Raw genomic sequence first — 16,441 nt, forward strand, 5'->3', positions numbered from 1 at the left:
CTCCTTTAAATTAAATTTATTTTTTATTTTTTAAACTGTCTATATATACTGCTACAAGCACTACTACTCCTATGGCAAATTGTTGCCAGAATCCTGATACATTAAGCATATTGAGTCCATTTTTCAATGTACTCATTATAAAGGCTCCTAATATTGTTCCTAAAATTGATCCAGAACCTCCCATAAGACTTGCACCACCAATTACTACTGCAGCAACGGCATCCATTTCATATCCTGTTCCTTCAGTAGGCTGTGCTGAAATTAGCCTTGATGCAAGAAGAATTCCTGAAATTGCACATAGAAAACCACTTAATCCATACACAAATAATTTTACTTTATCTACATTTACTCCTGAAAGTTTTGAAGCGGCTTCGTTACTTCCAACTGCATAAGTATATTTTCCAATGACTGTTTTTTTAAGTACAAAAGAAAATATTGCTGTTATTATAATTAGATAAATTACTGGATTTGGAATACCTAATACTGTTCCACCTGATAATTTATCAAAACCATCATTTAATCCTGAAACTGGGATTCCGTTTGTTATTGCCAATACAAGTCCTCTAGTAATCATCATTAATCCCAAAGTAGTTATAAATGGAGGCAGATTAGCTTTAGATACTAATAGTCCATTTATTATTCCACATGCTATACCACTTATTAATCCTAAAATTATTGCTAGAATTGTAGGAATTCCAGCTTTCATTGCCATTCCCATTATAACTCCTGAAAAGGCTACAATGGAACCAACTGATAAATCAATACCTCCTGTTATTATTACAAATGTCATTCCTATAGCTATGATCCCAATGATAGCAGTCTGTAAAGCGATTGTCATAAAATTTGTTATTGAAAAAAACTGACTGGATGTTATTGAGAAAAATATTATCATTATTATTAAACTGGCAAATGTAACTAATTGCTGCATTATTTTATTCTTTTTCATATTTATTTATTCCTCCTGTCGCGAAATATAGTATTCTTTCTTCTGTGGCATCTTTTATATCTATTATATTACCTATTTTTCCTTCATGCATTATCATTACTCTGTCACTCATTCCAAGTATTTCAGGTAATTCAGATGAAATCATTATAATCCCTGCTCCTGTTTCGACCAGTTCATTCATAAGATTGTAAACTTCTCTTTTTGCTCCTACATCTATTCCTCTAGTAGGCTCATCAAATATTACTATTTTCTTATTTTGACAAAGCCATCTTGCCAATATAACCTTCTGCTGGTTTCCTCCACTCAGATTTTTTGTAAGCTGTTCTTTTGATGGAGTTTTTATTTTCATTTTTTCTATGTATTTCTTCGTTATATTTTCAGATTTACCTTTATTTAATACTGATTTATCTGATATTAAATTTAAATTAGCAATCATAATATTGTCTTCTATTGACAAATTAAGAAAAAGTCCATCTTTTTTTCTATCTTCTGTCAAGTATGCGATACCTAATTTTATCGCTTCTTTAGGATTTTTTACATGTACTTCTTTCCCCTCCATGAAGACTTTTCCACCTGATTTTTCATAAGCTCCAAAAATAACTTTTGCCATTTCTGTTCTTCCAGATCCCATTAATCCTGCAACACCTAAGATCTCTCCTTTTTTTACAGAAAAGTTTATTGCTTTTACATGTTTTTTATAAGACAAATCTTCAACTTCTAGTAAAGCTTCACCAATTTCAACATTTCTTGGCGGATATTGTTCAGTTATATCTCTACCTACCATCAGCTTTATTAAATCGTCATTTGTTGTATCTTTATAATTTAGAGTGTCTATATATTTACCATCTCTCATTACTGTTGCTCTATCTGCAATTATTTTAAGTTCTTCCATTCTATGTGAAATATAAATTATACCTACACCATTCTTTTTAAGGTTTTCAATGACTTCAAAAAGTTTTTCAATTTCCCTGTCTGTAAGAGCTGCAGTTGGTTCATCCATAATCAATATTTTTGCATTTGTTGAAAGTGCTTTTGCTATTTCCACCATTTGCTGTTCTGCTACACTTAAATTCATTACCTTTTCCTCAGGTGATATTTTTAATCCTAGTTGATTCAGGATTTTTTGGGCTTCTTCATTTTGTTTACTTTCATTTACAATCCCCTTCATCCCTTGAAATTCTCTTGTAATAAATATATTGTCTGCAACTGAAAGATGAGGCAGCAGGTTAAATTCCTGATAAATTATACTTATTCCATTTTCCTGCGCTTCTTTAGGATTTTTAAAATTTACATTTTTTCCATTGTAAATTATCTCACCTTCATCCTTTTGATATACTCCAGTAAGAACCTTCATTAATGTTGACTTTCCAGCACCGTTTTCTCCTAGAAAAGCATTTACTTCTCCAGCATACAAATCAATGTAAGCATGATCCAGAGCTTTTACTCCTGGAAAAGTTTTTACTATATTTTTCATTTCCAGTATTTTTTCAGCCATTTATTTTTCCTCCTTTCTTTTAGATTTATATTCTATTATTTCTACAGAATTTTTTACAATTTCTCTTCCTTCTTCTAAATTTTTAACAAGTCCAAGAGCAATAAACTGTGTTATTATATTTCCAAACGCTGACGCTTCTATTGGCCCTGCCTTAATTACTCTATTTGTTTCATCTGAAATTTCCTGACATAGGAATTTATCCTGTATTCCTCCTCCAATTGCTATAATCGAAGTGAATTCATTTCCAACCAGTTTTTCTAGTTCCTTTATACTCTTATTGTACTGTTTCTTTAAGCTGTTGTATGCTACTCTTAGTAAATCTTCATCTGTCTCTGGAACTTCTTGCCCAGTTTCCCTGCAATATTCTTTTATTTCCATGTCCATCTTTTCAGCGTGTAAAAATCTTTCATTTTCTAAATCGACAAATGAAATCAAGTTTGATTTCTTAGCCATATTTCCAAAATCTGAATAATCTATATCAAGATTTTTTTCATTAAATATTTTTTTCAGCTGCTGCAGTATCCACAAACCTGGTATCATTTTGAGCACTCTTGCTTTTTTTTCTATTCCGCCTTCATTTACAATATTATTTTTAAAAGCTTCTTCATTTACAACGGAAACATCTGATTCAAAGCCAATTATTGACCATGTTCCGTTTATTACATATAAAGAATTTTCTACTAACGGTGCTCCTGCTATTGCCGCCGCTGAGTCATGAGATGCAGTCAAGATTACATTCAAAGGTTTTATTCCCAGTTCCTTCTGAATAGTTTCCTTCAATGGTGCAAGGACTTGACCTCCATGTTCTATATCTCCAACAATGCTTTCAGGAATATCTAACTTTTCAAATATTTTTTTGCTCCATTTCTTATTATCAATATTTACCATTCCGCTAGTAGAACTGATTGTATATTCCCACGATTTTTTTCCTGTAAGAAAATATGCAAATAAATTTGGCATAAATTGAAGCTGTTTTGCTCCTTTTTCAAGAACTTTTCTTTTATGTATATCATAAAATATTTGATAAACTGAATTAAAAGAATAAAACTGAACTCCTGTTTCATTAAATATTTCTTCAAGAGAAACTTTACTGTGAACTTCTTCAAAAACTTCTTCCGTTCTTGTGTCTCTATAGCATATAGGAAGCGACAATAGTTCTCCTCTTTCATCAATCCATCCGTAATCTACTCCCCAAGTATCTACACCTAATCCCAGAACCTCAATATTTTCACTAGTAACAACACTTTCCTTTGAAAAAACTTTTTTTAATCCTTCTTTTAATTCATTGTATAAATAAGGGAAATCCCAATATTCATATTGATTTAGTTTAACAGAGCAATTTTTAAATCTGTGCATTTCCTTCAATTCTATTTTTTTTGTATCTTCATTTAAGATACCCAAAACTAATCTACCTGATGAAGCTCCGTAATCAAATGCCAGAACTGCTTTTTTTCCCAATGCAATCACCTACTTTATAGATTTTATTTGTCCGTATGTTTTAAATCTCTCAAGCATGCTGTTCATTTCATTGTCAGGTAATATAATAGGTTCTCCTATATTTCTCGCCTTTATATATAAATTAGAGATATACTCTACCTGAACTGTTATATTGAAAGCATTTGCTATATCCTTTCCAGCTGTTGTCAATCCATGGTTTGCCAGTATTACTGCAAGACTGCTTCCCATCGCCTTATAGGCATTTTCAGCCAGTTCCTTTGTTCCATACGAAGCATATTCAGCGCATCTTACTTTTGTTGCTCCTGTAACAGCAATCATATAATCAATTGCTGGTAAATCTTGTCTCAAGCATGCTAATACTGTAGTGTACACTGGGTGGGTATGTATAACAGCATTTACATCTTCACGATTTCTGTATAAAATCATGTGCATTTCCAATTCACTTGAGGGTTTCAATCCTTCGATAAGTTTTCCTTCCAAATCAACTATTGAAATCATTTCTGGAGTTAATTCTGAATAGTTTACTCCAGTTGGGCTTATTGCAACCAACCCCTCTTCTCTGTTAAAAATACTTACATTACCAGCTGTTCCATTTGTAAGTCCTTCTGATAATAATTTAAGAGAATATTCAATTACCTGCTCTCTTTCTTTTTCAAGAATCATAATTTCCTCCTTTTAATTATGGGAGCGTTCCCAGTTAATTATTTTGCTCTTTTCCACGAATTATAATCTCCTTCTTTTATTCATAGGAGCGTTCCCAGTTCCCTGTTTTACTTCTTTTTCAAGAATCATAATCTTGTCATCTACTTATAGAAACGCTCCCGATTACCTGTTCCCTTTCTTTTTTAAGAATCATACTTCCCTCCTTCTATTTATGAGAGCGTTCTCTTTAAATAGCGTCTTTTATAGCTTATTATAGGTATAATCTAATTAATTTAATTATGTGAGAACGTTCCTACATATATCTTACTACTAATATAACCTATTTTTTAAAAAAGTCAATACCCTTTCTTAATTTTTTTAATAAAAAATGATGTTTTGATTTAATTTTTTCAACATCATTTTTATATCTATTATTTATACTTGAAATTTTCTGCCTTATTCTTGTCTCCACCAATATAAGTTGCTACCTTCAGATATGGACAAAATGGCTGTTTCCGTATTTTGATCTAGATATCTTTTTCCAGCTTTTTCAACTAGACAATCTGGTATCATATTTTCTTCAGTCCATTTTTCAAAGAGCTGTTAAAGCATCAAAATTTTTCATTGCAGGAACTATGAATAAACGTGTTAAACTATCCACATTTCACATATTTTTGATGAATTTACTATTACTAATACAACAAAAAATATATATTTTGAAGTTTTAAATTTTTTAAGAAAATATTTTTTTGACTAATTGACTTTTTTTTAAAATATGATATAATTAAATTGTTAAAAACCCTAAGGGGAATTTATGATATGTAATAAAATTGGGATAAAAAGCTAGATTTTTCTAGCTTTTTTTGTTATAATTAACTTTGGGTATCCCAATGCCCAAATTACATATCAAGGAGGTTTAGAGCTATGAATAGCGATGAACTTATTAGACTTCTAGTTATTATGTATATTGTTTACAGATTAACTAGATAGTCGAAAAATCTCGAATTTCACCTCTGCCTCTACCCTTAGGGGATTTCGATTAATAAAATTAACAATTTTCTGAAGTCCAAATAAATCCTTTTCCCATCCGTATATCAGAATCTCCGAAATGATTTCCCTCATTCCAATCTAAAATACAGTTTTCAACATTTTCAGAATTTTTTAAAATTTCAATATATTCTCTTATATTGTCTCCTATTTTTGATAAAATCTGATGTTTAGTCTTCTCTTCTAAATCTCCAAGACTTAAATAAATATTATTTACTAAAGGTTTACTGTCCTTTACAAAATCCATCCAGTTTTTATACCAAACTGATGGTGAAACTCCAGCTATTCCAGCAAAAATATCTACCTTATAACCACTCCACAGAGAAAATAATCCAGCAAGAGAATATCCGCCTAAAATATATTTCACATTCTTATCTTGAATATCCATAAATTCTACCAAACTTGGAATTAATTTTTCCTTTATAAACTTCAACGTTTTACCAGCTCCATTTCCAAAGTTACCTTTTCCACGAAGAAGTGGCATCTCCCACGGAGTCAGTTCGCTGTTCCAGTCATTTATTTTAAATGCAATAAGACTAAAATTTTTATTTGTATTTTCAGAAATATATTTCACTTCATTATCTAAAACTTTGATATCATTTTCGTCTACAGGCTGTATCAAAACGTAGTCTGGATTATTATTTTCTTTTATATACAAAATACACTCTTTTTCTTCTATTCTTAAATTTAATTTTTTCATAACAGCTCCTTTTTAATATTTTTATTTCAAATAAATTTTGATTAATATACTTAATTATAGCATATATTTAAGAAATTTTATTTAAATTTCTCTATGATATTATTATAGTTTTTTTCTTTAAGTACATATATTTAATTTTTTTTGAAATTGTAGTAAAATAAATTATACAGTAAAAATTTTGTTTATTTTATGACTTTAGATTTGTTATACAATAAAAAATTATGAGTATCAGATACAAAATATTAAGATGGAGAGTTATTTTTATGAATAAGGAAATTATACAAATATGTAATATTACAATAGCATTAAAATTTGCCTTAAAAACAAATACTAAAATCGAATATTTTCCTTTTGAATATGAAAAAAGTATAGAATTTCTGTTTTCTAAAAATAAAATAGATTTTTTAGAAAAAAACTACAAGGCCGGAAATATTGAAAAATGGTTTGAATATTGTTTAAATTCAGGATTAAAAGATATAAAACTTTTATTACCTGTTTCTTCTAAAAATTTAAATATTCCCAACGATTTAAATACAAATAAGATTAAACTAATTTGCTATTTTAAGAATAATTTGATTCTTTATTTTACACCAAAATGGAAAGAAACAAGTCGTGGATGGAATGTTATTTATACTGCTAAAAAATACGAGAATTTTATCAATGGAAAACTTAAATTTTATGATAATACGGAAGATTTCAAAAATGTATTAAGTAAAATAGCAACTTTGGCTGATAAAATTAATTTTTCAAATTTTGGAAATATCTTTAGAAAAGCTTTTAGCATTTTAAATGGGGAAAGTTTTGAGAATATAAGAAATACTTTTTATGGACAAACTCTTTTCAAAATACCTGAAATAAATGCAAGACTTTTTTATTCAGCCAAAATTTCTAATGTTTTTGGCGGAATGGGTTCATGGAATGACAGCCCTCCTTATTATTTACACGAAAAAGGGCTTGAAATTGAATACGATAAGCTTTCGGAAGAGCTTTTAACACAAATCAGGCTTGCTCTTTTGTATTCTGTAAATGAATGGTAAATCTATAATAAAAATTTACACTATAAATTTGATGCCGTAATTAGTATTACAATTTATGTAATTACATTACAATTTAAAATATTATCATTTATTTTTCAAAAATTTACAAAGGCCGTATTTTTTGATATAATAAAATTATAAAAAAACAGAGATTTAGAAAGGGATGAGGGAAAAATGGAATTGCTTAAAATTAACGAGTTTTTAAAAGAAAATGTTGATAAAATTTATGATGAAATGGTAAAGATTAGACGAACTATTCACGAAAATCCTGAACTTGGGGATGAAGAAATTGAAACGAGTAAATTAATAAAGAAATTTTTGACGGAAAATGGGATTGAATTTTTTGAAATTATAAATACTGGAGTGGTTGCAACTATCTACAATGATAATAAAAATATGAAAAATAAGACAGTTGCGACTCGTGCGGATATTGATGCATTGCCAATTTTTGAAGAAAATGAAGTTGAATATAAGTCAAAAAATATTGGAAAAATGCATGCTTGCGGACACGATGCACATACAACTATTCAGCTTGGAGTAGCAAAAATTTTGGCAGATAACAAGGATAAATGGCACGGAACTGTGAGATTTTTCTTTCAGCCAGCAGAAGAAACAACTGGCGGTGCTGATAGAATGATAAAAAATGGAGCATTAAAATTTGAAAATGATACAAATCGAAAAATAGATGCCTTTTTTGCATTGCACATGGCTCCAGAAATAGAACTTGGAAAAATTGGGATAAAGTATGGAAAAGCACACGCTTCATCAGCCAGAATACACCTTACAATAAATGGTACTTCTGCCCATGCCGCATTGCCCCACAAAGGAGTTGACGCAATCTTAATCGGAGCAAAAGTTATGGAATTCTTGCAGTCAATAGTTAGCAGAAGAATTGATCCAAGAGAAGAATCCGTAATTACAATCGGAGCATTCAATGGAGGCTTTGCTGATAACGTAGTCTGCGATAAAGTGGAAATGAAAGGAACTGCAAGAACAATGTCCGAAGAAATAAGAACATTTATAATCGAAACTCTTGAAAAAGACCTGCCTAAATTTGTAGAATCACTAGGCGGAACAGTAAATGTGGATATTAAGCGTGGCTATGCTCCTGTAATTAACAACGAAGAAATGACAAAAAGAGTAGAAAATAATATTGTCGACTTATACGGCAAAAATGCTCTGGAATTAATAAAACAGCCTAGAATGGATGTTGAAGATGTTAGTTATTTCTTAAATGAAATCCCCGGATGTTTTTTCAGACTGGGAACAAGAGTGGAAGAAAAAGGCTTAATTTATGATTTGCATCATCCAAAATTTAATATCGATGAAGAAAGCTTGAAAATCGGAATGGGATTACAATTGAAAAATATTTTAGAATATTTGAAATAAAAAGTTTTTATTAAAGATTTACTTATTAATGTTTATTTTCCCTATTTATATTTTATATTTTTAAACTTTTTAACGTAAGGGTATCAAACGTCATGCTCTTTTTTGCAATAATAGTTATTTTAATTTCTTCAAATTATAATTTTAGATATTGGCGAAAGTGCTATGCACTAATCCCCATTTAAATAACGAATTTATTACAAACTTTTCTAATAAATTATATAAACCTGATGTTTTCAAGTAATTTAAGATATAATTCTTATTTTTTTAAATAGCGTTTATTATAAATTAATCCGTCGGAGCATTTTTCTGTACTGGCAAAACTGTTTGAGCATAGCGAGTTTTTTGTCAGTGCAGAAAAATGTCGTAGACTAGCCATAGGTTGTAGGATTTGCGGCAATGAGCAATCCTACGAAAATAAATAAAGAAAAAACATAGTAATATGAAAAAATATTTATTAATCAAAATATATAAAAATTAATAAAAAATAATTTATTTGGATATTTGAAAAGAATATTTGAAATAAAAAAGGAATGAGATGAATAAAATAAAAAATAATTATAAAATTGGACAAAAACTGGAAATTGAGATAGAAAAAATAGTGTTTGGTGGAGAAGGACTCGGAAGAGTTGATGGATTTACAGTATTTGTACCGATGAGTGTGCCAGGAGATAAATTGGAAGTGGAGATTATCTCGGTGAAAAAGTCGTATGCAAGAGGGCTTATAACTAGGATAATTGAACCATCAAAGGACAGGATTGAGGATTTGTCCAAAATTAGTTTTGAGGATTTTGATGGCTGTGATTTTGGAATGCTTAAATACGAGAAACAGCTTGAATATAAGGATAAGATGCTTGAAGAAGTGTTGACAAAGATTGCTGAAATTGATTTGAAAAAGGTAAAAATTAGCAAAATTATTGGAAGTGATAAAAAAATTAATTATAGAAACAAGACGGCTGAGCCATTTTTCAAAAAGAATGGAATTATTCAGACAGGATTTTATTCAAGAAAATCCCACAATGTATTTTCAGCTAAAGAAAGTCTTCTAAAGTCAGAAATTGCCAAAATAATTATTGATAAATTTTTGCAGAAAGTAAATAGTTTCGCAGGTACAAAAAAGGAATTTAAAGTTTTTAATGAAGTGAATAATACTGGATTTTTGAAGCAGATAATGGTTAGAAATAATGAAAAAGATGAAATTATGATAGTTGTTGTCGTGAATAAAAATTCGCAGTATAATCAGCTTTCAAAAGTGCTGGAAGAAATGTATGATGAAAATAACTGCATAAAATCAATCTATATTTCTGTAAAAACTGAGCAGAATAATGTAATTTTAGGTAAAAATGTCCATTTATTTGGAAGCCAGTATTTGGAAGAGGAAATGGAAGGATTAAAATTCAAGATTTATCCAAATTCATTTTTCCAAATTAATAAAAAACAGGCACTAAAACTTTACGATGTTGCAATAAACTTTTTGAATGAAGAAAATAAAAATATTGATAAAATCTACGAAAAAACAGTAATTGACGCATTTTCAGGGACTGGAACAATTGCGATGATGCTTTCAAAAAATATAAAGAAGGTTATTGGAATTGAAAGTGTAGAAAGTTCAACACTTGCCGCAAAACTGACTTCTTATGAAAACTCCATTCAAAACGTAGAATTTGTAAATGAAAAAGTTGAGAAGGAACTGCCAAAAATTTTGAAGAGAGAAGATGTCGGAGCAATAGTTTTCGATCCGCCAAGACGAGGAATTGAAGAATCGGCGTTAAAGAGTGTTGTACAGAATAAAATTGAAAAAATTGTCTATATTTCCTGCAATCCTGCCACTTTTGCACGGGATGTGAAGATTTTGGCTGAAAATGGATATTTGCTTAAAAAAATTACACCTGTGGATATGTTCCCGCAGACTGGGCATATTGAGGTAGTGGGATTATTGGAAAAAGTTGAAGCAATATTATTGAAGTAGGAGGCAGAAATGTTATTATCAGTAGGAATATACAAAGAAAAGAAAGAAAAAAATTTTAGAATGGTAATATTACCATCAGGAAAAAATAAAATAGGATTAACTATGTACAAAGATTATGGAATAATTTCCTATTTAGGTAAAAATAGCAATGAAAAAATAGGACAGTTTATATTTTGGGCATTAAATGAAACTGATGAGAAAAAAATTGAAAATGAAACTGATGTAGAATGGCATAAAAAATATTTTAATTATTCGTCTAATTTAAAAATTGTTAATTTATACAATAATATTGGATTTCAATTTTTTGAAAATAAATACAGTTTGTATTTGATGAAAAAAGATGGAAGAGGTTATTCACCTTTTAAAGATGAGAATGGAAATATAGTTGAACATATATTTCTAGAAAAACCAACAAATTTGGAATTGGGAACAAAAGTAATGGAAATGTTTGAGTTTAAAGAAAGATATGATGGAATTATAGAATAATTAGAGAAAGTACAACTTGTGTTATTAAAAGTAGTCTAAAGTTTTGAGTATAGTCCAATTATTTATAGATTAATTAAAAATTAAACTGAGAAAAGGAAGTTGATATTTATGAAAATATACACAAAATATGGTGACGAAGGTTTTACAAGGCTTGCTGGCGGGGAACGTGTGAGTAAGACTCATGTGAGAGTGGAAGCGTATGGAACGATGGATGAAGTCTGTTCACTGCTTGGAGTTATTGTGGCAGAAATTCGTGAAGATGAAAAATTAAATAGCGTGCTTGGGGAAATCCGTGAAGAATGTGAAAATATACAGCAGCAGCTTTTTGACTGTGGAAGTGATTTAGCAGTACCTGAAGGGATACGAGAATACAAGCAGCAGATTGGTGATGTAGAGTGGCTTGAGCAGAGAATGGATGAATATATTCCGTTGCTGCCTAGATTAGAATGTTTTATCATTCCAGGAGGAAGTAAAATTTCGAGCCTGTTTCATATGATGCGTACAAGTGTGCGTAATTTGGAGCGAAAAATGATAGCCGTAATTGAAGCAGATGAAGGAATAAATAAAATTGGACTTCAGTATATAAATAGACTTTCGGACTATTTTTTCGTAGTAGCTTGTCTTGTAAATTTGAAATTGGGATTTAGTGAAACAGTATATAAAAAAAGTGCTAAAATTTTTAGAAATAATAAATAATGTATATTTAAAATTTTTTAAGATTATTTGGATATTTCTAAAAGGGCTTTTTAAAAAAATATAAGGACAAGGAGCAGAATTAAATGAAATTAGGAATTATTGGAGCAGGAAATATGGGAAGCTCTATATTGAAAGGCGTTACATCTTCAAACTTTCTTGAAAATAAAAATGTAGCTATTTTTGATTTAGACAAGGAAAAAATTGAAGAATTATCAAAAGAGTACGGTGTAAAAAAAGCAGAAAATGAAAACGAACTTGCAAAAGAAAGCGATATTCTCATTCTTTCTGTAAAACCAAATATTGTTCCAAAAGTACTGGATAAAATAAAAGATGATTTGTCAGAAAAAACGATTGTTTTATCAATTGCTGCTGGAATTAGCATTGATTTTATTGAAAATATTATTGGAACTGACAAAAAAGTTATTAGAACTATGCCAAACACGCCTGCTCAAGTGATGGAAGGAATGACGGCAGTTTCTTTTAATCAAAACATTCAGGAAAATGAAAAAAATATGATTTTTAAATTGCTGAATAGTTTTGGAAAAAGTATTGAAATTGAGGAAAAACTTATGCATGCCTATACAGGAATTAGCGGCTCTTTGCCAGCGTATGTTTACGTATTTATGGAGGCTCTTGCGGATGGCGGGGTACTGGAAGGAATGCCAAGGGACAAGGCTTACGAAATCATTGCCCAAACGGTTTTAGGCTCAGCTAAAATGATGCTTGAAACAAAAAAACATCCAGGGATTTTGAAAGATGAGGTAACTTCTCCAGGAGGAACTACAATTGCCGCCTTGAAAGTACTGGAAGATGGTAAATTTAGAGGAACTGTAATGGAAGCCGTTAAGGCTTGTACGGAAAAGTCAAAGGAAATGGCAGGGGATTAAAATCCCCTCTTTTGTTATATTTATAAATATTTTAATACTAAACCCCATTTAAATAATGAATTTACTTTTACATAATCTGATATTTTTCCACATATTTTAATTTATGATTTATCCAGTATTCTAACTGATTTTCAGCCTGATTTACACGGAGTTCAAGATTATGCTTTGCCATGTCAACAAATAAAGAATTATCCTTTTGATAAATAGTTAAATAATGTTTTCCTTTTTTATCCACAGCCACTATTTTTCCATTTTCAACTGAAAATGTATATTGAATACTGTTATAATCACGATTTGGACTCCACACCAGACTTTTATCGCCAGTCATTTTTATATAGAATGCCGAATTTGTGGGAATAAACGCCAAGTTTAACCAATTCAGCCCTTTACTGTCAATTCCTCCAGAAATTCCCTTGTTCCCATAAGCAGTTATCTTATATTCTCCTGTTCCTACATTTTTTACTCCTGCAAAAACCATTCCTAGTGATTTTAGTTCAGCTTTTTCAAAATTTACATTATCTTTGTAGTTTAGAAAAAAATCATTTGCAGAATATTTTATAATTTTAGATTGATCCGTTATTTTTCCCTTTTTATTTATTTTTATAATTTTAAAATCTTTTTTCAAAATATCAGATAAAAATTCATAAACATTGACTGCAGCATATCTTGAAGGCATAAAAGCCAGATAGTTTCCTACATTTAGCTGAACAGGGTATTTATCACCATTTCCCGATATTATTCTGTAACTTATATAGTCAGGATTATTTGACATCCTAAATGAAAATTTCTCAAAATTGTTAAAACTTTCTTTATTTCCAGCGTTTAGTGTAAAACCTAGTAAAATTCCGATTAACAGCATAAATTTTAATAATATATATTTTTTCATAAAAATCTCCTAAATTTAAATTCTAAAAATTCGTAAAAAAGGGAGCTAGTTCAAAACTTAATTTGAAAAAACTCCCAAAAAATCTTTAATTATTTTGATTTGCGATTATAGCAATTTCCACTCTTCTGTTTTGAGCCCTTCCAGCTTCTGTTGCGTTACTTGCAATTGGCTGTTTGCTTCCAAAACCACGTGAAGTTATTCTTGAACTTGAAATACCTTGTGACTCAAGGTAAGATTCTACTGAACTTGCACGGTTTATAGACAATGGGTTGTTAATTGCGTCATTTCCTGTTGTATCTGTGTGTCCTGATACTACGATTGTTGAGTCAGGGTAAGTTTTTAATACAGTTGCTACTGAATCCAACGTATTTTTAAATTGTGGCTTAATTACGTAGCTATTTAAATCAAAAGTAATATTTTCAGGTGCTGTCAATTTGATTTCACCTTCTCCAGTTCTTTTTACATCCACTCCTGTTCCTTTTAATTTATTTCTTAATTCTTTTTCCTGTCTGTCAAAAATATTTCCAATAGCCGCTCCAACTGCAGCTCCTCCAGCTGTACCAATTAATGTACCTTTTGTATCTTTTCCTATAGCCTGTCCAATCACAGCTCCCGCAGCCGCTCCAATTCCTGCACCAACTCCAGTTTTGCTAACTTTTCTCGTTCCATCAGTAGCAGTTGTACAAGAAACTACTGTTAATAATGATAACAGAATAATTGCTAATACTTTTTTCATATTGACTCCTCCTTAATAAGAAAATATTTATTTTCAATATATTGTACTATATTATTCTATTATTTAAGTTTATTTTCACTTTGAAAATATTTTATCTTGAGGAATTAAATGTTTTAGTAAAAAAAATTGATAAATTTAAATTTCGAGTTATAATAATAATGAAATTTGAAACAATGTAAAGAAATGATGAAAATGACTGAAAAATTCAACAAATTATTTGAAACAGTAAAATTTCCTAATGGAGCAACTATAAACAGTAGATTTGTAATGTCGCCAATGGTTGTTAATGGTTCAAGCTATGAAGGGAATGTAGGTGATGATATAAAATATTTTGAAAGACGTGCTGATTCCGCCTCGCTTCTTATTACAGGTGCGACAAGTGTTACTCCAGATGGAAATACTTTTGGTTATGGGCTGGGATTATATGATGACAGCCAGGTGGAAGGCTGGAAAAAATTAGCGATGGCTATGAAATCTAAAGGAAATAGAGCTTTAGTTCAAATTTATCATCCTGGTTACCAGGCAAGATGCACTTACAAGGACAAAGGTGTAGTTTATGCTCCAAGCAGCATAAATTTGCCTTTTATTCCATATCCAATAACAGCGATGTCAAAAGAGCAGGTAGAAGAAACCATTGAACGATTTGTACAGGCAACAAGAAGAGCCATTGAAGCAGGTTTTGATGGAGTAGAAATTCACGGAGCTATTCATTACCTTATACAGCAATTTTTTTCAAAGACTTCTGATACAAGAATAGATGAATATGGAGGACGAATTGAAAACAGGGCAAAATTTGCTCTTGAAATTGTAAAAAGAGTAAAACAATACGTTAAAGAAAATGCTAAAAATGATTTCATAGTTGGGTACAGGTTTTCACCTGAAGAAATTCACGGCGAAGAAATTAGTTATTTACTTGACGACAGTTTGTATTTAATCAATGAAGTAGTAAGATTAGGAGTAGATTACATTCACACATCCCTTTGGGGAAATCGTGCCTATGCCAGCAAAGCCTATTTAGGAGAATGTAAAGGGCAATCAATCAACAAAGTTATAAAATCCATTATAGATGGACGTGCAGTACTAATTGGAGCAGGAGATATTACAAGTGCCGATAAAATGCTCGAAGCAAGTAAATATGTAGATTTATTGGCAGTAGCATCATTAATATTGACTGATCCTGATGCCAAAAATAAAATCCTTTCTGGAAAAGAAAATGGAATAACTTTAGACGTAGAAAATCGAATCGAAGACTTAGCACTTCCAAAAAACTTTCCGCCAATGGTAGTGGCAATGGAAGGAAATGGCTCTGTACCGCAAAAAACAATTGATTTGTTAAGAGGAGATTATCAAGGGAAAAAATAAACAATTCTAATTTTTAAAAGAAATGAGGCTGTCTAATTTAGGCAGCCTTTTTGAAAATACTTGTTATTTTTTATTTCTTTTTTGATTTTACAAATAATCAGTATCAAACATAGAATAGATTTTTTAATAAACACTGTTGTAATCTGATACAAAAGTATTATAATTAAAACCATATGAAAGGACATCAGTATAATTAGTAATATTTTGTACAGATGTCAAAAAGTTAGAAGTATAAGTTTTTATATCAGGATTAAAAGGATCATAAACATATGCTTGAAGATTATTAGTTTTAGAATTATATTTTAAATAATTATAACTTATTCCATATGCTAATCTTTGACTAAAATCAACATTTGTATTAAGAGTACCTCCTTTTTGCACAACTGTTACATTTCTAACAATTTTTTCTTTAGAACTTGTAGTAATTCGGCATAATCCAGCTTTAAAAGTATAATCAGAATGGTTTGATTCCGAAACATTTCCTATTTTCAAACAATACATTGAACCGCCTTTACTAGTAAAATTTGAAAAACTAATACTGCTTAGTAATAAAAATATACCAAATAAAATCTTTTTCAATTCTATTTCTCCTTTCTTTAATAATTTATTATTTTTCTTTGAGTTTTATTATATCATATAATTTCTATAAAGTCATATACAATATATATATATATATATTATTGATATATTTTGTGAATGATTAAGTTT

At 30.0% G+C, this 16,441-nt stretch carries 15 protein-coding genes; 7 read left to right on the forward strand and 8 right to left on the reverse strand.

Features of this window, described 5'->3' with window-relative positions; genetic code table 11:
* Positions 1–16: 16 nt before the first annotated feature.
* The 5 genes from FVE77_RS04355 to FVE77_RS04380 form a co-directional block, all read right to left on the reverse strand.
* Positions 17–946, reverse strand: coding sequence for an ABC transporter permease (locus FVE77_RS04355; protein WP_036087981.1), 930 nt, complete (start codon positions 944–946; stop codon positions 17–19).
* Positions 933–2,441: a sugar ABC transporter ATP-binding protein gene (locus tag FVE77_RS04360; RefSeq protein ID WP_026746642.1), complete on the reverse strand. Its 1,509-nt coding sequence runs from the start codon at positions 2,439–2,441 to the stop codon at positions 933–935. The genes FVE77_RS04355 and FVE77_RS04360 overlap by 14 nt, the downstream gene beginning before the upstream one ends.
* Positions 2,442–3,899 (reverse strand): rhamnulokinase, encoded by a 1,458-nt coding sequence (locus FVE77_RS04365; RefSeq protein WP_036087979.1) that lies wholly within the window; start codon positions 3,897–3,899, stop codon positions 2,442–2,444. It lies immediately after the preceding gene.
* Positions 3,900–3,908: 9 nt separating this feature from the next.
* Positions 3,909–4,562 (reverse strand): L-fuculose-phosphate aldolase, encoded by a 654-nt coding sequence (locus tag FVE77_RS04370; protein WP_006804688.1) that lies wholly within the window; start codon positions 4,560–4,562, stop codon positions 3,909–3,911.
* Between the two features lie 1,027 nt (positions 4,563–5,589).
* The gene (locus FVE77_RS04380) at positions 5,590–6,288 is read right to left on the reverse strand and encodes an esterase (protein WP_026746640.1); all 699 of its coding nucleotides are present in this window, start codon (positions 6,286–6,288) and stop codon (positions 5,590–5,592) included.
* Between the two features lie 263 nt (positions 6,289–6,551).
* On the opposite strand from FVE77_RS04380, the gene FVE77_RS04385 reads away from it, so the two are divergent.
* The 6 genes from FVE77_RS04385 (at position 6,552) to proC (ending at position 12,749) form a co-directional block, all read left to right on the forward strand.
* Positions 6,552–7,325: a hypothetical protein gene (locus tag FVE77_RS04385; protein WP_026746639.1), complete on the forward strand. Its 774-nt coding sequence runs from the start codon at positions 6,552–6,554 to the stop codon at positions 7,323–7,325.
* Between the two features lie 174 nt (positions 7,326–7,499).
* Entirely contained in the window at positions 7,500–8,714 is a 1,215-nt protein-coding gene (locus FVE77_RS04390; protein WP_026746638.1) for a M20 metallopeptidase family protein, read from the forward strand.
* A gap of 535 nt (positions 8,715–9,249) precedes the next feature.
* Positions 9,250–10,680, forward strand: a complete 1,431-nt coding sequence (gene rlmD / locus FVE77_RS04395) for a 23S rRNA (uracil(1939)-C(5))-methyltransferase RlmD (protein ID WP_026746637.1) — start codon at positions 9,250–9,252, stop codon at positions 10,678–10,680.
* Positions 10,681–10,689: 9 nt separating this feature from the next.
* The gene (locus tag FVE77_RS04400) at positions 10,690–11,166 is read left to right on the forward strand and encodes a hypothetical protein (protein ID WP_026746636.1); all 477 of its coding nucleotides are present in this window, start codon (positions 10,690–10,692) and stop codon (positions 11,164–11,166) included.
* 108 nt (positions 11,167–11,274) lie between these two features.
* The gene (locus FVE77_RS04405; protein ID WP_015769780.1) at positions 11,275–11,862 is read left to right on the forward strand and encodes a cob(I)yrinic acid a,c-diamide adenosyltransferase; all 588 of its coding nucleotides are present in this window, start codon (positions 11,275–11,277) and stop codon (positions 11,860–11,862) included.
* 83 nt (positions 11,863–11,945) lie between these two features.
* Positions 11,946–12,749 (forward strand): pyrroline-5-carboxylate reductase, encoded by an 804-nt coding sequence (gene proC / locus FVE77_RS04410; protein WP_026746635.1) that lies wholly within the window; start codon positions 11,946–11,948, stop codon positions 12,747–12,749.
* Between the two features lie 67 nt (positions 12,750–12,816).
* Here proC and FVE77_RS04415 read toward each other — a convergent pair whose 3' ends face one another.
* Both FVE77_RS04415 and FVE77_RS04420 read right to left on the reverse strand, forming a co-directional pair.
* On the reverse strand, positions 12,817–13,635 hold the full coding sequence (locus tag FVE77_RS04415) for a hypothetical protein (protein WP_026746634.1): 819 nt from the start codon (positions 13,633–13,635) through the stop codon (positions 12,817–12,819).
* Between the two features lie 85 nt (positions 13,636–13,720).
* Positions 13,721–14,371, reverse strand: a complete 651-nt coding sequence (locus FVE77_RS04420; RefSeq protein ID WP_026746633.1) for an OmpA family protein — start codon at positions 14,369–14,371, stop codon at positions 13,721–13,723.
* A gap of 183 nt (positions 14,372–14,554) precedes the next feature.
* Between FVE77_RS04420 and FVE77_RS04425 the strand changes: the two genes are divergently transcribed.
* Positions 14,555–15,733, forward strand: coding sequence for an NADH-dependent flavin oxidoreductase (locus FVE77_RS04425; RefSeq protein ID WP_232052960.1), 1,179 nt, complete (start codon positions 14,555–14,557; stop codon positions 15,731–15,733).
* 123 nt (positions 15,734–15,856) lie between these two features.
* Here FVE77_RS04425 and FVE77_RS04430 read toward each other — a convergent pair whose 3' ends face one another.
* A complete protein-coding gene (locus FVE77_RS04430; protein WP_155828134.1) occupies positions 15,857–16,234 on the reverse strand; it encodes a hypothetical protein in 378 nt (125 codons plus the stop codon).
* Positions 16,235–16,441 lie beyond the last annotated feature (207 nt).

The organism is Leptotrichia hofstadii (genome assembly GCF_007990525.1).
In the GTDB taxonomy this organism is placed as follows: domain Bacteria; phylum Fusobacteriota; class Fusobacteriia; order Fusobacteriales; family Leptotrichiaceae; genus Leptotrichia; species Leptotrichia hofstadii.